Source organism: Corynebacterium pseudodiphtheriticum (assembly GCF_023509295.1).
Taxonomy (GTDB): domain Bacteria; phylum Actinomycetota; class Actinomycetes; order Mycobacteriales; family Mycobacteriaceae; genus Corynebacterium; species Corynebacterium pseudodiphtheriticum.
The window spans coordinates 1,757,068-1,775,992 of sequence record NZ_CP091864.1 but is presented as its reverse complement, the minus strand read 5'-3'; the positions used below and the strand labels follow the sequence as shown (position 1 = coordinate 1,775,992).

Annotated in this window: 19 protein-coding genes; 8 read left to right on the top strand and 11 right to left on the bottom strand. The window is 56.9% G+C overall.

Features of this window, described 5'->3' with window-relative positions; all coding sequences use genetic code 11:
- Positions 1-17: 17 nt before the first annotated feature.
- Positions 18-1,163 carry a Cj0069 family protein gene (locus tag L9H78_RS07935; RefSeq protein ID WP_249620772.1) on the top strand — a complete coding sequence of 382 codons (1,146 nt, stop codon included), beginning with the start codon at positions 18-20 and terminating at the stop codon, positions 1,161-1,163.
- A gap of 79 nt (positions 1,164-1,242) precedes the next feature.
- On the opposite strand, the gene L9H78_RS07930 is transcribed toward L9H78_RS07935, so the two are convergent.
- The 11 genes from L9H78_RS07930 to L9H78_RS07880 all read right to left on the bottom strand — a co-directional run bounded on the left by L9H78_RS07930 (position 1,243) and on the right by L9H78_RS07880 (position 11,090).
- Complete coding sequence (locus tag L9H78_RS07930) at positions 1,243-1,725, bottom strand: DUF3151 domain-containing protein (protein ID WP_249619770.1); 483 nt, start codon at positions 1,723-1,725, stop codon at positions 1,243-1,245.
- A gap of 58 nt (positions 1,726-1,783) precedes the next feature.
- Entirely contained in the window at positions 1,784-2,371 is a 588-nt protein-coding gene (locus L9H78_RS07925; protein ID WP_249620771.1) for a Maf family protein, read from the bottom strand.
- 43 nt (positions 2,372-2,414) lie between these two features.
- The gene (locus L9H78_RS07920; RefSeq protein ID WP_249619769.1) at positions 2,415-2,618 is read right to left on the bottom strand and encodes an acyl-CoA carboxylase epsilon subunit; all 204 of its coding nucleotides are present in this window, start codon (positions 2,616-2,618) and stop codon (positions 2,415-2,417) included.
- Positions 2,619-2,663: 45 nt separating this feature from the next.
- On the bottom strand, positions 2,664-4,256 hold the full coding sequence (locus tag L9H78_RS07915; protein ID WP_249619768.1) for an acyl-CoA carboxylase subunit beta: 1,593 nt from the start codon (positions 4,254-4,256) through the stop codon (positions 2,664-2,666).
- A gap of 52 nt (positions 4,257-4,308) precedes the next feature.
- Positions 4,309-4,527 carry an acyl-CoA carboxylase subunit epsilon gene (locus tag L9H78_RS07910; RefSeq protein WP_249619767.1) on the bottom strand — a complete coding sequence of 73 codons (219 nt, stop codon included), beginning with the start codon at positions 4,525-4,527 and terminating at the stop codon, positions 4,309-4,311.
- A 53-nt stretch (positions 4,528-4,580) separates the two neighbouring features.
- Complete coding sequence (locus L9H78_RS07905) at positions 4,581-6,200, bottom strand: acyl-CoA carboxylase subunit beta (protein WP_023019073.1); 1,620 nt, start codon at positions 6,198-6,200, stop codon at positions 4,581-4,583.
- A 160-nt stretch (positions 6,201-6,360) separates the two neighbouring features.
- The gene (locus L9H78_RS07900) at positions 6,361-6,534 is read right to left on the bottom strand and encodes a hypothetical protein (RefSeq protein WP_249617575.1); all 174 of its coding nucleotides are present in this window, start codon (positions 6,532-6,534) and stop codon (positions 6,361-6,363) included.
- Positions 6,535-6,539: 5 nt separating this feature from the next.
- The gene (locus tag L9H78_RS07895; protein WP_249619766.1) at positions 6,540-7,412 is read right to left on the bottom strand and encodes a carbohydrate ABC transporter permease; all 873 of its coding nucleotides are present in this window, start codon (positions 7,410-7,412) and stop codon (positions 6,540-6,542) included.
- Positions 7,413-8,471: a carbohydrate ABC transporter permease gene (locus L9H78_RS07890; protein ID WP_249619765.1), complete on the bottom strand. Its 1,059-nt coding sequence runs from the start codon at positions 8,469-8,471 to the stop codon at positions 7,413-7,415.
- Between the two features lies 1 nt (position 8,472).
- Complete coding sequence (locus L9H78_RS07885; protein WP_430622729.1) at positions 8,473-9,807, bottom strand: ABC transporter substrate-binding protein; 1,335 nt, start codon at positions 9,805-9,807, stop codon at positions 8,473-8,475.
- A gap of 161 nt (positions 9,808-9,968) precedes the next feature.
- The gene (locus L9H78_RS07880; protein WP_249619764.1) at positions 9,969-11,090 is read right to left on the bottom strand and encodes an ABC transporter ATP-binding protein; all 1,122 of its coding nucleotides are present in this window, start codon (positions 11,088-11,090) and stop codon (positions 9,969-9,971) included.
- Positions 11,091-11,122: 32 nt separating this feature from the next.
- Between L9H78_RS07880 and L9H78_RS07875 the strand changes: the two genes are divergently transcribed.
- The 7 genes from L9H78_RS07875 to L9H78_RS07845 all read left to right on the top strand — a co-directional run bounded on the left by L9H78_RS07875 (position 11,123) and on the right by L9H78_RS07845 (position 18,923).
- Positions 11,123-11,947 carry a biotin--[acetyl-CoA-carboxylase] ligase gene (locus L9H78_RS07875; RefSeq protein WP_249619763.1) on the top strand — a complete coding sequence of 275 codons (825 nt, stop codon included), beginning with the start codon at positions 11,123-11,125 and terminating at the stop codon, positions 11,945-11,947.
- The gene (locus L9H78_RS07870; RefSeq protein WP_249619762.1) at positions 11,947-12,462 is read left to right on the top strand and encodes a hypothetical protein; all 516 of its coding nucleotides are present in this window, start codon (positions 11,947-11,949) and stop codon (positions 12,460-12,462) included. The genes L9H78_RS07875 and L9H78_RS07870 overlap by 1 nt, the downstream gene beginning before the upstream one ends.
- A 180-nt stretch (positions 12,463-12,642) precedes the next feature.
- The gene (locus tag L9H78_RS07865) at positions 12,643-13,890 is read left to right on the top strand and encodes a 5-(carboxyamino)imidazole ribonucleotide synthase (RefSeq protein WP_283775236.1); all 1,248 of its coding nucleotides are present in this window, start codon (positions 12,643-12,645) and stop codon (positions 13,888-13,890) included.
- A 76-nt stretch (positions 13,891-13,966) separates the two neighbouring features.
- Complete coding sequence (gene purE / locus L9H78_RS07860) at positions 13,967-14,515, top strand: 5-(carboxyamino)imidazole ribonucleotide mutase (protein WP_249617569.1); 549 nt, start codon at positions 13,967-13,969, stop codon at positions 14,513-14,515.
- A gap of 161 nt (positions 14,516-14,676) precedes the next feature.
- A complete protein-coding gene (locus L9H78_RS07855) occupies positions 14,677-15,672 on the top strand; it encodes a bile acid:sodium symporter family protein (protein ID WP_249617568.1) in 996 nt (331 codons plus the stop codon).
- Between the two features lie 58 nt (positions 15,673-15,730).
- A complete protein-coding gene (locus L9H78_RS07850) occupies positions 15,731-17,332 on the top strand; it encodes a succinic semialdehyde dehydrogenase (protein WP_249619761.1) in 1,602 nt (533 codons plus the stop codon).
- A gap of 280 nt (positions 17,333-17,612) precedes the next feature.
- A complete protein-coding gene (locus L9H78_RS07845) occupies positions 17,613-18,923 on the top strand; it encodes an alpha/beta fold hydrolase (RefSeq protein ID WP_249620768.1) in 1,311 nt (436 codons plus the stop codon).
- The last annotated feature ends 2 nt before the right edge of the window (positions 18,924-18,925 follow it).

The window sequence follows — 18,925 nt, the reverse complement described above, 5'->3', positions numbered from 1 at the left end:
CGCGCACCGTAGACGGAATCCACCGGGCCGTCGTCGTCTTTGAAGTGGAAGGCGGAAACGACAAAACCATCCACGGCAATCGCGTCGACACCCAGCCCATTCTTGATGCGTTGCGGGCGCAAGGCTGGCATGCGGAAGTGGTTGTGTACCGCCCGGAGTGGTCCGATAAATTATTCGACTACGTGTCCGGCTCCTTCGATGCTTATATTTCGCGAGTAAACCCGGGCAATATTCCTGGTGGCGAGGCCGGATATTTTGCTTTGCTAGAAAAGCTTGCCGACGCCGGTCTGGCCGCATTCTCCCGCCCGGCAGAAATGCTGGCTTATGGCGCGAAAGACGCATTGGTCAAGCTGAATGACACTCCGCTGGTTCCCGCGGATACCGCAGCGTATTACGACGTAAACAGCTTCCGGCAGGCTTTCCCAATGTCCCTAGCTGGCGGCGAGCGGGTGCTCAAGCAAAACCGCGGCTCTACCGGGGAGGGCATTTGGCGCGTACAGCTTGCCGACGAATCTGCGCGACCTGGGTCTGGGCAGCCGGTGGCGGGCGATGCCCAGGTCACCTGTACCGAGGCCGTGGACAACCATACTGAAACCCACACGCTGGCGGAATTCATGACGCAGTGTGAGGCCTATCTGGAGGGGGATAACGGCATGCTCGTAGACATGCGCTTTTTGCCGCGCATTGTGGAGGGCGAGATCCGTGTCTTGGTTGTCGGTGATACTCCGGTTTCGGTGATTCACAAGAAGCCTGCTGCGGGCGGCAACAACTTCTCGGCGACGCTATTTTCTGGTGCGCATTACACCCATGATGCCCCGGAGTCGTGGCCGGATTTGCTGGCCGTGTTTGATCGTTTCCGCCCGGTGCTTGCTGAGCGTCTGGGCGGTGAATTGGGTGGCACGATGCCATTGCTGTGGACTGCTGATTTTATTCTGGCCGACGGCGACGATGGAGCAGAAAGCGTGCGTACCGAAAACACGGGCGCCGAGGGGACTGACCAAAACAAGCAAGCTCGCGATGCCTACGTGCTCGGTGAAATCAACTGCTCTTGCGTTGGTTTTAGCTCGCAGCTGGAATCTGGGATTCAAGAAAAAATCGCCGCCGAGGTCATCTCCCGTGTGGAGGCCCGGGCGGCGAAGGCAGTGAAGCCAGTGAACAGCTAAACGCTGTGCGGTGAAGCCAGTGAACAGCTAAACGCTGTGCGGTGAAGCCAGTGAACAGCTAAACGCTGCGCGGCGAGGTTCAGCTGGTTTCACCCAGCAGCTTTCCGACGCTGGCAGGATCTGCATCAGAAAGCATCTGGCGGCAGCGATCGTATTCGTCGTCATCACCGATGGCCTTCGAGGCCAGCGCTAGCGCGGCGATCGCTCGCAACACACCCTGGTTGGGCTCGTGGGAAAACGGAACCGGGCCCCAGCCTTTCCAGCCGTTCGCACGCAGACGGTCTAGGCCACGGTGGTAGCCGGTGCGGGCGCAGGAATAGGCAATTAGCTTAGTTTCATTCCGGGATAAACCTTCGGAAGTGGATTGCGAAGCCCACAAGGAAGAAATCGACTCGGCTTCGTCGTCGCTGATCATTTTCAGCGTCTCTTCGGCCCGGAAGGCCCACACCAAGGGGCTTTCTGGGAATTTCAGTGCGGTTTCTGCCGCTTGTAGATCCTGCGCCTGTGCCGGATCGGCAGGCAATTTCAATGGCTCTGGGGCTAGCATGTCTTTCATTTCCATGCCCATAGACTACTGGAGATTCCGCAAGAAGATGCCGCAGGTTTGCGGTTAAAGGTGGTTAAGCATTCCAGAAGTCGGAAACGCCAAAGCCAAAGTGGTACAGCGCGCGGCGCACGACTGGCAGCGATAAACCAATTACTGATGACGGGTCGCCGTCGATACGATCAATAAACCAACCACCGAGTGCTTCGAGTGTGAAAGCACCGGCGCATTGCCATGGCTCACCAGTCGCCGCGTAGGCAGCAAGATCAGCTTCACTGGCTTGTGCAAAGGCAATGTCAGTTGTGGCGGCCTCAGTGTATGTCTCGCCGCCAAATATCAGGCAATGCCCGGTCAACAGCTGGGCGTTGCGGCCTGCTTGGGCGCGCCACCGCGCAATCGTGGCTTGTTCAGTGTGCGGTTTACCTTGCAATACGCCGTCGAGAAGCAGCATGGAATCGCCACCGATGACCACGTCATTCGGGTAAATTCGCGCGATGGCTTGTGCTTTGGCGTGCGCCAGTGCAGTCACGATCTCGCTGGGGCTAGCGTTGCCAAGCTCAGCCTGGATGGCGTCTTCATCCACATGGGCGGGTTCGATCACGGGCTCGACGCCGGCTGAACGCAAAATCCCAGCGCGGGAAGGCGACTGGGAAGCGAGAACCATACGCGGTGCGGGCTGTGGGGGCTGTATGTGGTGTGCGTTGTGTTTAGTCAAAGTGCGCATTCCGGTAGGCGGAAGGGTTATACACTGGGCGGCCGGCAAGGGTGCGCCCCGTGCCCCAGCGGTTATGCGGGGCATAGACCCCGGCGGCTTCCGCACGGGCCCGGGCATCGACTTGTGCGAGAACGACTGACAAAGCAGTGAGTTCGCTGTCGTTTGGGGTGCCGTTGACGATAGAAAAAGATTCCACAGCTTCTCCAGGTTCTTGTAGCACGAATGCTTGTAACGAGAATTCTTATAGTGCGATATTGCCGTGTTTTTTCGGCTGCGTCGTTACCACTTTGCGGCCCAGCATGCGGAGTGCTTCTACTAGCTGGCCACGGGTTTCATTCGGAGGGATGACAGCGTCGACGTAACCACGTTCGGCGGCAGCGTAGGGGTGGATGAATTTTTCTTCCAGCTCTGCGGCCTTTTCTGCCAGGCTCTCGGCACCGTTTGCCGTGCCTTCGAATTGGGCACCATAAATACCGCGTGCAGTTTCCTCGGCTCCGGCAATGGCGATCTGGGCGGTTGGCCACGCATAGACCAGGTCTGCGCCCAGATCCTTCGAACCCATGAATACGTAAGAGGTGCCGAATGCTTTGCGCAAAATCACTGTGACCTTCGGGACTGTCGCTTCGGCGTAGGCATAAGCCAATTTGGCTCCGCGGCGCAGTAGCCCGGCGCGCTCTTCATCGGCGCTATGTACGAAGTCTGCGGAGTCCACGAACTCAATGATTGGGGTGTTGAAGGCATCGCAGGTGCGGATAAAGCGGGCGGCTTTTTCGGCTGCTCGGGAGGTGAGAGCACCGGATTGGTGTGCGGACTGGTTCGCGATAATTCCCACGGCGCGGCCTTCGACGTGCGCGAAAGCGGTGACGATATTCGGTGCGTATTCTTCTTGCAGCTCGAAAATGCCGTCATCGGTGACGATATTAAGCACCTCGCGCACATCATAGGCGGCGAAGGCGTCATCTGGAATGAGATCGTCCAATTGGTAATCGGTGTCTGTGATGTTGTCTTGCACGGAGCCGACCTGGATTTCCGCTTCGGTCCGCAGCGCTTCTGCCATGTTGTTTACTGGCAGGTAGTTGACGACGGTGCGTGCTAGTTCTAAGGCTTGCGCGTCGGATTCGGCACGCAGGTGGCAGGTGCCGGACTCGGTGGCATGCACTTGTGCGCTTCCCAACGCTTGTGCATCCAGGCGAGTTCCGGTGGCATGGGCGATGGCTGCTTCGCTCGCGTGGTGCAGGCTGGCATCGCCATCCACCATGATCGTGATATCTGAAAAAGCTGGGCCAAATGCATGCAGCCCAGTGGTTTGCCCGGTGACCACCGAAATTTGTGGGATTACGCCCGATGCTGCGGTCATGTGCGACAAAATCTTGGAGTACATCGCCAGGGTGACAATCCCTTCGGCAAAGCGTGGGCCGGTGCCTTCGTGAATAGCGATGATTGGCTGGCCGGTTTTGGTGGCCAGCTGGTAGATTTTGCAGATCTTTTCGCCATAGACTTCGCCGAGTTGCCCAGAGAAAACCGTGTTGTCCTGGGAATAGACGCATACTCGACGCCCGCCGATGGTGCCGTAGCCCGTGACTACGCCATCGGTGAGTGGCTTGTTGTGCTCTAAGTCGAAATCGCTGACTCGGTGTCGGGCAAGTGCGTCGGTTTCGACGAAAGAATCAGCGTCTAATAGGCGCTCGGCACGCTCACGTGCGGTGAGCTGCCCGGCCTCGTGGCGCTTGTCGACGGCCTCAGCTCCAACGGGCCGCGCTGCGTTTTCTAGTCGCTGGGCAAGGTCGGCGAGCTTGCCTGCGGTGGTAGTCATATCCGGTTGGGAAGCAGTCATAATCTTCTAGTTTAGAGAACAGGAACCAAACCAGGAAATGATACTGGAATATTTAGTAGAAACGTACATGCGGGAATTGTAGTGGCTGGTACTCGCGTCCAATGTCGGCCACAAGGCGTCGGGTCTGTGGGGTGCGGGCTGCTGTGGTGCGGGTTGAGCGTGCTGCCAGCGAGGATACGATTGCAGACAGTGCTGCTAGTTGGTCGTCAGAAGGATTTCCTTTGGTGATGGAAAACAGTGGGGAGCCTGTGGGGGTTGCTGTAGAGAACATGGTTTGGATTATCCTTTCGAAAAGCTAACTGAAAATTACGGTGGACGGCAAAATTACAGTGGTATGTTGCCGTGCTTGCGTGCCGGACGGGCGACGGATTTATCCGCGTATAAACGCAGATTGCGTGCGATCATGCCGCGCGTTTCGCTCGGCAGGATTACCGCATCAATCAAGCCGCGTTCGGCAGCCTTGTAAGGGTTGAGCATGAAATCTTCGTACTCGCGCTCAAACGATGCGGCCAGGGCAGCGGTATCCAGGCCTTCGTCGGCGGCTTTTTTCAATTCTTTGCGGTGGATGAAGCCCACGGCTCCGGCTGCGCCCATGACTGCGATCTGCGCGGTTGGCCAAGCCAAGTTCACGTCGGCTCCCAGGCCTTTCGAGCCCATTACGCAGTAGGCGCCGCCGTAGGCCTTGCGCATGGTAACGGTGATCTTGGGGACGCTGGCCTCACCATAGGCATATAGCAGCTTCGCGCCTCGGCGTAGAATGCCACCGTATTCCTGTGAGGCACCGGGCAAGAAGCCGGGGACGTCGACAAGCAACACGATGGGGATATTAAAGGCATCGCAAGTGCGGATGAACCGCGCGGCCTTTTCGGAAGAATCAATATCCAAACAACCTGCATAGACCTGGGGCTGGTTGGCGACGAAGCCGACGGTTTGGCCTTCGATGCGACCAAAAGCAATCACCACGTTTTCGGCGCGCTTTTCCTGGATTTCTAGGTATTCGCCGTCGTCGGTGAGCGCTTCGATAACATCGCGGACCTCATAAGGCTGGGTAGGGGAATCCGGGATGATGGAATCCAGCGCTTGGTCGGCAGCAGAAAGGTGCTCTTCGATAGCGCCAGTTTCCGGAATATGGTGTTCGCGCGGCGGGCTCACCCGGTTGGAGGTCGGCAGGTAGCTAACCAGGTCATGTACCCAGTCGAGGGCTTCTTCATCAGTTTCGGCAGTGAAATGTGAATTGCCGGCCAGGCCCATGTGGGCGGAGGCGCCACCGAGTTCTTCTTGCGTGATTTCCTCGCCGGTAACGGTTTTGATGACGTCCGGTCCAGTGACAAACATCTTGGATTTTTTATCCACCATGACCACAAAATCTGTCAGGGCCGGGGAATAGGCGTTGCCGCCGGCACAGGCACCCATGATGACCGAAATCTGTGGCACGACGCCGGAGGCTTGAATGTTTTGGTAAAAAGTCTGCGCGATCCAGTCCAGTGAGACCACACCATCTTGGATGCGGGCGCCAGCGCCTTCGTAGAGACCGATGAGTGGGCGGCCAGTGGTGATAGCTAGTTCTTGAATTTTCACCATCTTTTCGCCGTAGACCTCACCGAGTGCGCCGCCAAAGACTGTGCCGTCTTGCGAGAAGATGCAGACTTCACGGCCGTCGATGGTGCCCCAGCCGGTGACGATGCCATCGGTGACTGGGCGGCGTGCCCCCATGCCGAAGTCCTGTGTCCGGTGGCGGGCGAGTTGGTCGGTTTCGACGAAAGATCCTTCGTCGAGTAGGTAATCCAGCCGGTCGCGTGCGGTCAGCCGCTCTTGCGAGCGCACCTTCTCATGCGCGGCTGGGCCCATCGGCGCGTGGGCTTCTTCCCGACGGCGTTTGAGGTCAGCGATCTTTTCCGCGGTGGTTTCCGCAGCCAAGTTCTCTAAAGGTGAGGAAATAGTCATGTTTAGACTATAGGCTGGTTTTGTAAGAGAAAGCACGTTTTTCTGTAGGTGAGTTTAGTCACAAAACAAAACTGTAGCGCTCGTGGTTTCGTAGTGGGGATGGCGAGCCACGCCAGAATCGTGACTGGAGATATGTGGCTGGAGATATGTGGCTGGCGGGTTATGGTCGAGCACGCCAGACCAAGAAACTCAGTACAAGCATGCCCGCAAACAAAAGTGCCGGCACAACCCCCGGTTCGTCCTGGAATATGTTCCAGACCGCCTGGATGCCGGACAGCACGGTGAAAAAACCGACAAAACCGGCAATGGCTTGCCACGCGAGGTCTTCCCGCATCAGGTTTAGGCTTTCACTCCGCCGGCAGTTAGTCCAGAGACGATGCGGTGCTGGAAGACTAACACCATGATGATCAGCGGGATTGTCACCAGTGCACCAGCAGCCATGGTGGCGGCGTACGGGTATTCGAACGCAGAAGGTCCGGAGAAACGCGCGATAGCCACGGTCACCGGTTCGGTATCGCGGTTGGAGAGCTGCCGTGCCAGCATAAATTCATTCCAGGTGGTGATAAAAGCGATAATTGCCGTGGTAAACAGTGCCGGGGCAGCCAGTGGCAGCAGCACCAGGCGGAAAGCTTGCCCGCGCGATGCGCCGTCGACACGCGCGGCTTCTTCCAACTCCCACGGCAGTTGTCGGAAAAACGACACCAGCGTGTAGACGGTTAAAGGGAGAGCGAAAGAAATATTCGGGATAATCATCGCCCGGTACGTCCCGATCCACTCCAGATCGCCGAACAGTTGGAACAACGGGGTAACCAGGGCGATCGCGGGAAACATGGAAGCTGCCAGAATCAGGCCGGTGATAAAACCTTTGCCCGGAAACTCTAGACGCGCAATCGCATAAGCAGTAAACACACCGACAGCGACGGCCAGGCCAGTCGTCGCCAAGGAAATCAACAGCGAATTGAAGATCGCGCCTAGGAAGTCGTTGCCCTTGTCGGTGGCCAAGGCATCGGCAAAGTTATCCAGAGTGACGTGCGTGGGCCACGGTGTGGTGTCGAAGGTGTGTTTGGAGTCGCGTAGTGCGGTAACCACCATCCAATAAAACGGTGCCAAGCCCCAGAAGATGATGAACGCCAAGCCGAGGTAGTGCCATAGTTGCGAAGAACCGCGGCGGGCACGTGCGCGTGGAACTGCCTGAGATCGTGCCGTGCTCATTTAAGACACCTCCTGCGGTGTTGCGGTGCGTTCCTGTTTTGTTTGTCCCTGTTTTGCCTGCCGACGGGCAGCCTTCGCGCGTGCGCGCCGACCACGGTCAGGGCTGGTTCGACCACGTGGGCTGCCGGAGACATTAGCGCCGAAAAAGCGGATCATGAAAAACGCCACCGCGAAGATGAGCAGGAAGATCAGCGTAGAAAGGGCAGAGGCGGAATTGAAATTGCCCTGGCGCATATCTTCCACAACCAGCTGGGAAATCACCGCCGTTGGAGAATTCGAGGAACCAGAAATCATGATCACCGGCAGATCGTACATACGCAGCGCGTCCAGGGTGCGGAACAAAATCGCGACCATTAGTGCCGGTTTTACCAGCGGCAATGTGATGCGAACAAAGCGTTGCATGCGGCTTGCGCCGTCGACCTTGGCGGCGTCGTAGACCTCATCGGGAATCATCTGGAGACCAGCGAGGATCAACAAAGCCATAAACGGCGAAGTTTTCCACACATCGGCGATGATTACTGCGAATCGTGCAGCCCACGGGTCCGTCGTCCAGTGAATATTGGCGTCCAGCAACGAATTGACTATGCCGTGGTCTGCGAACATAAACTGCCACAACTTCGCGGTTACAGCCGTCGGAATTGCCCATGGGATCAACACAGCAGCGCGCACTAGCCCGCGGCCACGGTATTTCCCATTCATGATCAGCGCCATCGCCATGCCCAGAATGATTTCCAGGCTGACCGTAACGACGGTGAAAAAGAGAGTAATCCCCACCGCTGGCCAAAAATCCGTGGCCAAAGAACCCGGTGGGCAGGTAATCGCCGTGCCGTCTGAACCCATGCATCGGCTATTGACCCAGTACAGGTAATTCTCTAGACCGGTGAAACCGCCTTCGGTAAAAAGCCCGGTTTCCGGGTCGAGTCGGCGGTTACCTTGAAACGACAAGAAGATCGCGCGCACCACCGGATAACCAATCACGATGGCGAGCACGATCAAAGCTGGGGCAATAAGCCAGCCAGCCTGCCGAAGTTGCGAACTCCAGGTAGTGCGTGCAGGCATTTTAGTTGGAAGCGGCCTCGATAGCCTTCTTCATGTCAGCAACAGCCTGGTCCACCGGCTTGTCGCCCTGCAACGCAGCATAAGCGTTGTCCTGGATAGCCTTAGAAATGGCCTCGTAGAACGGCGAAACCGGACGTGGTGCCGCGTTCTCCAGTGATTCCTTCAGGGCGGGCAGGTATGGGAACTTCTCTACCAGCGACTCATCTTCGTAGATCGATGCCAACACTGGTGGGAAGGAGTTTTCTGCGAATGAGGTCTGGTTTTCCTCGCTGATGATGAACTTCATGAAGTCCAAAGCAGTCTTCTTATGCTCCGAATTGACGTTGATGCCGTTGTTGTAGCCACCCAGCGTGGACACACCGACTCCATCCTTGCCGACGAGCGGGGATACCTCGAAGTTGTCAGCGGTGGCGCTGGCTTCTTCGGCGTTGGTGTACATATATGGCCAGTTGATGGCGTAGGCGGTTTCGCCGCCGGTGAATGCCAGGTTGGTTTCTTCTTCGGTAGCAGACAGTGACGACGAGGATATGGTGCCGTCTTCGAAGGCATCAACCAGAGCCTGCAAGCCTTCTTTCGCTTCTTCGCTATCCACGGTGACGTCTTCACCATCGAGGACAGAGCCACCCCAGCCTTCGATAAAGCCAATGGTGTTGACCGTCAAACCTTCGTACTGCTTCAGTTGCAGGGTCAGGCACTCGACAGAATCGTCGAGATCGGCGCAGGATTGCGTCAGATCAGCAAAGTTTTCTGGCTCGGAATCCACCAGCTTGGTGTTACGGAACAGCAGTTGGCCGTTGGTGTTTTGCGGCAATGCGTACAACGTATCGCGGTACGTGGCGGATTCCACGGTGGCATCCAGCAGGTTCGAGGTATCAACCTCAAAGTCGCCCTCGAGTGGTTCCAGCCATTGGTTGGCAGCAAAATCTGCCGTCCAGACCACGTCCAGTGCCATAACGTCGTAATCCGAGTTGCCAGCCTGCAGCGACTGCACCAGGGTCTCGCGCTGGTCGTCGGCTTCACCGGCGAGTTCTTCTAGCGTGACCTGCTCATCGGGATGCTCTTCGTTCCACTTCTCGATGATGGGGGTGAGCTTGTCGGTATCGTTGCGGCCCATCGCGAAGGTGATCGGCCCGCGACCTTCTTCACCCGAAGCCGATTTCTCTGCCTTGCTGTCTGTGGAGTCTGTCGTGGAGTCAGATTCTGCGGTATTTTCCACGGAACAAGCAGTAAGCATCAGCGACGATGCGAAAACCGTGGCAGCGACCTTTCCCGTGCGGCCGGTAGCGAGCGCGCGGAGCGATGGCAGCGTGGTGGTCTTGAGTGGCTGGGAAGTCATGGAAGAAGCACCTTTCTTATGGTTCTTGTGTGACGTGCCGTACGGGTGGCTCGCAAGTGGCTGTGTACACACAGGTGTGGTCTAACCTTAAGGCGAACCCACACGGGTACGAGAAGATTTCTGGCAAATCACCCCCGTGTGGGGTGTGTTGCGGTAGGAAACTAGTGGGGCTGTTGGAGCGCCTGCCCGGTTTTTACATCGAAGCGGTGAGCTTTCGCCGGGTCAAAAGACAACGTGACCTTTTCGCCGCGTCTCGGGCGCGTATCGGCGGTCCATCGTGCGACAAAACGCTCGGGGGCACCGCCCAGGGAAGCCGCAGGCCCGTCAGTTGGGGAGACATAAATATAGGATTCAGCGCCGAGCTCTTCGACAATCTCGATGGTGCCGGCGATGGTGTCATGTGCACCGGGAATCGTGCTCGCGCCTGCAACTTCTTTGCTTGCGTGAATGTGCATATCTTCCGGACGCACGCCGAAACGAATGCCTCCGCGCTCTCCGACGCTGCCGGTCGCGCCGGGGCTGTCGGCAGCGCTGCTGCCGGTGTCTGCTGAGAAAATATTCATCGCTGGTGAACCTATAAACCCGGCGACAAATTCGTTGGCCGGGTGCTCATAGAGCTCACGGGGTGGGGCAACCTGTTGCAGCAAACCGTCTTTCAACACCGCCACGCGATCACCCATGGTCATGGCTTCTACCTGATCGTGGGTGACATATACCGTTGTAGTACCTAGGCGTCGTTGCAAAGCAGCCAACTCAGAACGTGTCTGCACCCGCAGCTTTGCATCCAGGTTAGATAGCGGTTCGTCCATCAAAAAAGCTTTCGGTTCCCGCACGATCGCCCGGCCCATGGCTACGCGCTGGCGCTGGCCACCGGAGAGTTCCTTCGGCTTACGCTTGAGGTATTCCGTCAGCCCTAAGATCTCCGCGGCGGCGGCAACCTTTTCGGCGATTTCACGTTTCGGCACTTTCGCCAGTTTTAACGCAAAGCCCATGTTTTGTTCGACGGTTAGGTGTGGGTACAAGGCGTAGTTCTGAAACACCATTGCTATATCGCGCTGCCCAGGTTCGGTGCCAGTGACGTCTTCTTCTCCAATGAGAATGCGTCCGGAGCTGATGTCTTCCAGCCCGGCCAGTGCGCGCAAGGTGGTGGATTTGCCGCAGCCTGATGGACCTACTAACACCAAGAATTCGCCGTCGGCAATCTCTAGATCCAACCCGGCGACCGATGGGGATGCTGCGCCGGGGTACTGGATAGTGACCGAATCAAACGTGACTTTTGCCATGCAAGCAATGTAGCACCAGTAGAATATTGACCATGAGTTTTGATGCCCACCAGCTTGCCGACGCACTCGAGTTCGCCACTGTTTCCTATGCGGAATCCACCGAATCGACGAATACCGATTTGCTTGCCGACGCTGACGCTGGGCCGTGGACCGTGCGCATCACCACTAATCAAACCGCTGGCAAAGGTCGTTTAGGGCGTGTGTGGGAAGCCCCAGCCGGGTCAAATCTGGCGATGTCGGTGCTGCTGACGCCTACTTCGCTGGACCGCATTGGCACTATCCCACTGGCTGCCGGGCTGGCAGTTGCGGATGCGATCGGTGGTACCCGCCTGAAATGGCCCAATGATGTGCTGCTAGGTGAAAAGAAACTGTGCGGCATTCTGGCGGAAGCCGGGGCGCTGCACGCAAACGACGAGTTCAAATCTGGGCAGTTCAAATCCGGCTCTGACTCTGCTTTCACATCCGCTAAGGCCAGCGGTGAGCTTCCACCTGCTGCGCGCGTGGTAGTCGGCTGGGGCATCAACGTGGCCCTAAGCGAGGAGCAATTGCCTGTTCCGCATGCAACTAGTTTGCAGATTGCCGGAAAAACGACAGATCACACGCAGATCGCGGCAGATGTGTTGCGTAACTTCCACGAGCGCATGCAGCAATGGCAGGATAACGACCCGCAGTTGATGGATGACTACCGCGCGGCCTGCGCCTCAATCGGAGCGCGGGTGCGCCTGGAAACCCATTCGGAAGCCATCGAAGGCACTGTCGATACCGTCACCGATGATGGCCGTATCAGCATCGACGGCAATGCATTTTCTGCCGGCGATGTCTCCCATTTGCGCCGCAAAGATGGGAACTATAGCTAATGGCGGGCATGCGGAAAGGCGGTAGCCGTGGCCTGTCCATCAAGCCAGACGAACAAGTGCTGGTAGATATGACCGCGCCAAACAGCAACCTGGTTTTCCCGTTTTTGGAAGTCGTGCTGCTTACCGGCCTGGCGTGGATGGGGATTGGCTGGTTGGATAATCCCCATAACCTCCCACAGTTGAATACCGGGCTGTTCGATCCGGCGCTGCTACACAACAGCGTGGTGGCGGTGTGGATGCTACTGGTGGTATGGCGTTTTGTGCTGCCGCTACTGCGTAACCGCAAACAACGCTTCATCGTCACCAACCAGCGGATTGTTGCGCGCCCCGCGAAGCTGACTGCGAAGGTAGATTCCATTCCTTTGCATCAGGTATTGGATGTGGCGCGGCGTCGCAAAGGGATTTCTTTGGCAGTGCGCGGGTTTTCGTATCCGCTGTATTTCGGTGGGGTGCCGAAATCAAAAAAGGTCGTTGGTGAAATCAAAAACGCCTTACACCCGAGTCCATATTTTTAGGCCGAGTTTTTAGACCGAGTTTGTACGCGGATTTTCGGCTGTCTTCTCCGCTGCCTTTTCTGCTTAGTGCGAGCACGATTACAATGTGCAGTTGTGACTAAGCCATCCCAGAATCAGTCCTCCAATAACTCCACTAATGTGCAACCGAATCCGGGCGAGGCAGCCCGTGCCGCCCGGGGCGTGCCGACGCCTGCTGCTGATCTTCCTGTTGTCGCCGTCGTCGGTGATGGGCAATTGGCGCGCATGATGGCTCCGGCAGCTAGTGAATTAGGCCAATCTTTACGCGTGCTGGCGGGCAAACCTGATTCTTCGGCTGCGCAGGTCACCAGCGATGTGTTTGTGGGGGATTACCGCAACCTGGATGACTTGCGCTCGGTTGCCCATGGTGTTGATGTCATTACCTTCGACCACGAGCATGTTCCGCTTGAACATCTGCGCACGCTGCAGGCAGAGGGCGTGAATATCCAACCAGGCCCCGATGCTTTGGAAAATGCGCAGGACAAACTGGTAATGCGGCGTAACCTGGAAAAGCTTGGCGTGCCGGTGCCAGACTTTGCGCCGATCACAGATACCAAAACCGTCCGTGCGTTCTGGGATGAGCACGACGGCAAGGTCTGCCTGAAGGCCTGCCGGGGTGGCTACGATGGCAAAGGCGTGTGGTTTCCAGAATCGGTAGAGCACCTGGAAGCTCTTGTCGACGAATTGCTGGACGAAGCCGTGGAATTATTGGCAGAAACCAAAGTGGACTTCGTCGGCGAGCTCTCTGCCATGGTCGCGCGTACGCCATCCGGGCAGGTACAGACCTGGCCGGTCGTGGAATCAGTGCAATCTGGGGGAGTATGTGCCGAGGCCGTCGCACCCGCCCCTGGAATCTCTGAAACGCTGCGTCGGCAAGCAGAGCAGCTGGCGGTGACAGTCGCAGAAAAGCTGGATGTCACCGGCGTGTTAGCTGTCGAGTTGTTCTACTACCGGGATGCAACCGGTGCAGAGCAGTTGAGCGTCAATGAGTTAGCGATGCGCCCGCACAATACCGGCCACTGGAGCCAGGATGGGTGCGTGACTTCCCAGTTTGAACAACACCTGCGTGCGGTGATGGATTATCCGCTTGGTGCTACGGAACCGACGGCGGCGGTGACTGTCATGGCTAATGTGCTGGGTGGGGAATCTGATCCTGAGATGCCGATGCGCGAACGTGTGCGTGCAGTCTGGCAGCGTTTTCCGCAGGCCAAAGTGCATTTATATGGCAAGGATTATCGTCCAGGCCGCAAGATGGGACATGTGAATATCAGTGGTGCTGTTGCTAGCCCTGGCGATGCCGCAGATGCTACCCCAGGCGAAGCAGCAGACGTTGCGGAAGTTCGTCGGCAAGCCCAGCTGGCTGCTAATTTCGTGGTTAATGCCCGGTGGGACGACGGCTATACCGGCTAGTCTGAACATTACCTAGACAGCACGAACACAGATACGGCGGAAAAGACGCCACTGTGAGCACAAGAAGGAGCCAGAGATGAGCCAAGAAGCTGCGCAGAAGGAAGCCTCAAAGAATAATGGTCCTGTGATCGGGCTGATTATGGGGTCGGATTCTGATTGGGACACAGTGAAGCCTGCCGTAGAAGTCTTTGCGGAGTTTGGGGTGCCTTTTGAGGTCGGTGTCGTTTCCGCCCATCGCACCCCGGAAAAGATGTTGGCTTATGCGAAGCAAGCGCATACTCGTGGCATCAAGTGCATCTTGGCCTGCGCTGGTGGCGCTGCGCATTTGCCGGGCATGGTGGCGGCGGCAACCCCGCTTCCGGTGATTGGTATTCCACGAGCGCTGAAGAACTTAGATGGTCTGGATTCCTTGCTATCTATCGTGCAGATGCCGGCCGGGGTTCCAGTGGCTACGGTCTCGATTGATGGGGCGAAAAATGCTGGTTTGTTAGCAGTGCGGATTTTGTCGGCAGGGCAGCCGGAGCTTGTCGACGCCATGGTGGAGTATCAGGAAAATATGGCTGCTGATGTAGAACGTAAAGATCAACGGTTACGTGAGAAACTCGAACGCATGGCCGATGAATAATGCGGATCGTCCCGCGGGTGCGCGTAGTAGCCGATAAATGCCCTGGCGTTGCGGTGAGACCAAGCGTGCGCGCCAATGGGGATTGGCGCTTGGTTGAATAAAAATACCCGGAAAATTGGCTGTGAACTGACAGTGCGCGTGTGATCCGGCATACTGTTCGAATGAAAACCTCCGAGGACCGCTCCGCAGCCATTGCCGTGACTGCCTTTCCGGCTTTTATTCTGGTCGGAACCATCATTGCGTATTTCTTCCCCACACCCTTTGTGCCTTTGAGCGGGGCGATTACCTATTTTCTGATGGTGATCATGTTTGCGATGGGGCTGACATTGACCATCCCAGACTTTCAAGAAATTGCACGTAGGCCGTGGCCCGTGTTCATCGGTGTGGTGGGGCAGTTCGTGATTATGCCGCTATGTGCAATTGGCGTCGCCAAGCTATTGGGGTTGCACCCGGCCCTTGCCGTGGGGTTGTTGATGCTGGGGTCGGTGCCGGGTGGTACTTCGTCAAATGTGATCGCCTACCTTTCGCGGGGTGACGTGGCGCTGTCGGTGGCGATGACATCTGTTTCCACGTTGCTTTCACCGATTGTGACTCCTCTGCTTATGCTCGCTTTGGCTGGGGAAGACATCGCTATCGACGGTGTCGGTATGGCGCTAACCTTGGCGCAGACGGTGCTGGTTCCAGTGATTGGTGGCCTGATTCTGCGCTGCATCTTTGACACTATGATTGCGAAAATTACCCCTATTCTTCCGTGGGTATCCATTCTCGGCATCGGGGGAGTGGTGTTTCCTACAGTCGCTAATAACGGAGAGCGGCTTGCGCAGGTAGGCGTGATCGTCATTATTGCCGTTTTGTTGCACAATGTTTTTGGCTACCTCTTAGGCTATGCAGCTGGAGCTTTATTGAAGATGCCGCCATCCTATAACCGAACGATGGCGGTGGAAATCGGAACCCAATCAGCCGGACTGTCTTCGGGTATGGCAGCAAAATTCTTCACCCCTGAAGCAGCCTTGCCTGGTGCGGTCGCTGCCGTGCTGCACAACATTACTGGAGCTTTGTATTCTGCGATCGTCCGTCGGTTTTCTAGCGAAATCCCGAAAAGCTCGGGTAGCAATGATGCCGATGTGGTTGCTCCGGTAACACCTACAAGTAATTAAAGAAAAGTGCTTCATAAAAATCCGGAGTAGTAGCTGCTGCCAGCTATAATTGCGGGGCATGACCTTCCAACGTGCCGTCCCGAAACGCTTCTCTTTAGAACCATTGCCGGAGAAATTCGCGGAGCACCTGCGTTCTTTTGCATTTACCGGCCATGATTCTGCGAGCATAACTCCACCTGGGTGCGTGGAAATCGAATCCCCTTTTTTGCAGCAGCCACTTGGTTGGGTGCCGAAAGTTGGTGCCGACGCCACCTGTGCTGCTTTTCGTGCCGCGCGTGCTGTGCAGCCAGAATGGCACCAATTGGGAGTGAAGAAGCGTGCGAAAATCATATCGAAGTTTCATGATCTCGTGTTCAGCAACCGTGAGCTGATCATGGACCTGGTGCAGCTGGAGACGGGCAAAGCCAGGGCAGGAGCGTTCGACGAAGTCACCGATGTGGCTAATAATGCTCGATATTATGCCGGGCAAGCACCGAAACTGCTGCGCCCACAGAAAAAACGTGGTGGAATGCCGGTCTTGACCAAAACCTACCTGCACCATGATCCGAAAGGCGTGGTCGGGCAGATCAGCCCATGGAATTATCCATTTAGCTTGGGTGTTTCTGATGCAATTCCGGCGTTGCTGGCAGGCAATACGGTTGTTGCCAAGCCGGATTCACAAACTCCGTTCACTTCCTTGCTGATCGCACACTTGTTGTCTGTAGCAGGGCTTCCCGACGGCGTGTTTACTGTGGTAATTGGCTCCGGCGGGGTAGTGGGTACCGCGATTGCCGAGAACTGTGACTTTTTGATGTTTACTGGATCGACTGCCACTGGGAAGGTCTTGGCGGAGCAAGTAAGTAAACGCTTAGTGGGGTTTTCTGCGGAATTGGGTGGCAAAAACCCGATGATCGTCGCCAGCGATGCCCACCTGGATACCGCGGTGCGGGCGATAACGCACGCATGTCTGTCGAATACCGGCCAGCTATGTGTGTCTATTGAACGTATTTATGTCGACCAGGATATTTACCAGGAATTCTGTGAACGGCTCGCAGATTCCTTCCGTGCACAAAAGCTCGGCGGTGCGTTGGACTGGAAAAACCAGGTGGGGTCGTTGGTTAGTGCAGGGCAGCTGGAAACCGTGGAAGAATTCGTCGCCGACGCCAAGCACGCCGGGGCCCGCGTGCTCACTGGTGGGAAACCCCGGCCGGATTTGGGAAAGTATTTCTACGAGCCGACGATTCTGCTCGATGTCCCAGACAGCGCCAGGCTGCTGCGCGAAGAAGTCTTTGGCCCAGTCGTGTACATCCAGCCGGTGGCGAATGTTGACGACGCCGTCGCAGCGGCGAATGGCACCTGTTACGGGCTGAATTCTTCGATATTTGCTGCACCAAAAACTGCTTGGAAGCTCGCCCCACGTATTCATGCTGGATCGGTCAATATCAATGACGGTTATGTGGCAGGGTGGGCCTCTATTGATAGCCCCATCGGTGGGTATAAAGAATCGGGGGTGTCGCGTCGGCATGGTGCAGAGGGGTTATACAAATACACGGAGCCGAAAACAATCGCACAACAACGTGGTTTCCCCATTTGGGGGCCACGGTGGTTATCGCAAAAATCCTGGTCAAAAGTGTTGTGGAGGGGTCTTTCTGTAGGCAAGAAGACAGGTTTGCTGCGATAGCATCTTTTCGTTATAGTAGGAAATGTCTTCACAGGCCGCGGCCTTGGCCGCCACCCCCCCCCGAGTGGCCCTGGCCCTCCTGTTGGAGGCGCCGCCCCGTGGAATTCACCCCCCCGAAATTCCACGGGGCCCAAAAATTTCTCTGGCCTTCCGCCCCCAAGTATGCCCGGGGCAGTGCCGCAGAGGGTGAAGTGGTGCATACTGCAGACCCGAAGAAAAGTCCGGAACGAACTAAAACCTTGACGCGTCGCACATGCATCACTAGACATAAGTTATGTCTCTGAAAACCACTTCCAGTCGCCATTTTGGTCACAACCTCAAAGAACACACGCTCACCGTCCCTTGGGACCCACAGAACGCCTCCGCAGGTAGCTTCGAGCTCTACGCCCGCGAAATTTACGCCGACGGCAACGAAAATAAACCCGCCATCGTCTACCTGCAGGGTGGCCCAGGGTTTCCCGCACCACGCCCCTTTGGTGGCGCAGGTAAAGTCGCTGGTTCAGAGATTGGTGGGGTAGTAGGCAAAGCCCTAGAAGAATTCCGTTTCATCCTGCTAGACCAGCGCGGCACCGGCCGCTCCCACCGCATCGATAACGCCAGCCCAGCCGAAGACTTAAGCGTCGAACGCCTATCAAAACTCCAGCAAAACTATATCGTCGACGATGCCGAAGCCCTACGGAAAGCTCTGGGCATCGAAAAATGGTCCCTGTTCGGGCAATCCTTCGGCGGTTTCTGCATCACCTCTTACCTCTCGCGCTACCCGGAGGCAATCGAGCACGCGTACCTCACCGGCGGCCTACCCGCCACTAGCGTGGGCATCGATGATGTCTACCGTTCCACCTTCGACAAAGTGCGGGCTCGCCACCACGCCATGTATCGCGAGTACCCGTGGATTGACCAGCGAATTCGGGAAGTATGCCACCACCTGGATCAGTCCCAAGAACTCTTGCCGACGGGCGAGCGGCTGAGTGCACGCCGCCTGCGCACCATCGGTATTACCCTGGGGCAGGGTCCGGGATTCCACACCCTGGCGTACCTATTTGAAGATCCATTCCGCACCGTCGGCGGCGAAAAGCGGCTGAAGACGGATTTTTTGACCAGCGTCGGCGGCATGGTCTCTTTCGCTGATGGTCCGTTGTACGCCGCGATCCACGAATCCATTTACGGGGGTGTGGTTACTCCGGGCGCTACCAACTGGTCCGCGCACCGCATCCGCGAAGAAATCCCAGGTTTCGAAGAAAATGCCGACCCTCGTTCGCAGGAACCGTTCTACCTCACTGGCGAACACGTCTTCCCGTGGCAATTCGATGAGGACCCTGCGTTGCATGCCTTCCGGCAAGGTGCGCACGACCTGGCGCAGCATGATTTCCAGACCTCGCCTTATGACCGGGAAATTTTGGCAACTGCCCCAGTCGCGGCCGCAGCTGCATATTTCGATGACATGTATGTGCCATTCGAGCTGTCGTATGACACCGCGCGTGCCTACGCGGACTGCCGCCTGCACGTGACCAACCTGTATCAGCATGACGGCATCGGCTATGCTGGCGCAGAAATCTTCGATGTTTTGCGCGATAAGGTGCGCGATTTTTAAAA

Coding starts and splice junctions, on each gene's coding strand:
- L9H78_RS07895 (WP_249619766.1), bottom strand. CDS start 7,412: ATGAGCACGGCACGATCTCAGGCAGTTCCACGCGCACGTGCCCGCCGC.
- L9H78_RS07880 (WP_249619764.1), bottom strand. CDS start 11,090: ATGGCAAAAGTCACGTTTGATTCGGTCACTATCCAGTACCCCGGCGCA.
- L9H78_RS07910 (WP_249619767.1), bottom strand. CDS start 4,527: ATGTTCTCTACAGCAACCCCCACAGGCTCCCCACTGTTTTCCATCACC.
- L9H78_RS07905 (WP_023019073.1), bottom strand. CDS start 6,200: ATGACTATTTCCTCACCTTTAGAGAACTTGGCTGCGGAAACCACCGCG.
- L9H78_RS07855 (WP_249617568.1), top strand. CDS start 14,677: ATGAAAACCTCCGAGGACCGCTCCGCAGCCATTGCCGTGACTGCCTTT.
- L9H78_RS07925 (WP_249620771.1), bottom strand. CDS start 2,371: ATGGTTCTCGCTTCCCAGTCGCCTTCCCGCGCTGGGATTTTGCGTTCA.
- L9H78_RS07930 (WP_249619770.1), bottom strand. CDS start 1,725: ATGGAAATGAAAGACATGCTAGCCCCAGAGCCATTGAAATTGCCTGCC.
- L9H78_RS07850 (WP_249619761.1), top strand. CDS start 15,731: ATGACCTTCCAACGTGCCGTCCCGAAACGCTTCTCTTTAGAACCATTG.
- L9H78_RS07885 (WP_430622729.1), bottom strand. CDS start 9,807: ATGACTTCCCAGCCACTCAAGACCACCACGCTGCCATCGCTCCGCGCG.
- purE (WP_249617569.1), top strand. CDS start 13,967: ATGAGCCAAGAAGCTGCGCAGAAGGAAGCCTCAAAGAATAATGGTCCT.
- L9H78_RS07900 (WP_249617575.1), bottom strand. CDS start 6,534: ATGCGGGAAGACCTCGCGTGGCAAGCCATTGCCGGTTTTGTCGGTTTT.
- L9H78_RS07890 (WP_249619765.1), bottom strand. CDS start 8,471: ATGCCTGCACGCACTACCTGGAGTTCGCAACTTCGGCAGGCTGGCTGG.
- L9H78_RS07870 (WP_249619762.1), top strand. CDS start 11,947: ATGGCGGGCATGCGGAAAGGCGGTAGCCGTGGCCTGTCCATCAAGCCA.
- L9H78_RS07875 (WP_249619763.1), top strand. CDS start 11,123: ATGAGTTTTGATGCCCACCAGCTTGCCGACGCACTCGAGTTCGCCACT.
- L9H78_RS07915 (WP_249619768.1), bottom strand. CDS start 4,256: ATGACTGCTTCCCAACCGGATATGACTACCACCGCAGGCAAGCTCGCC.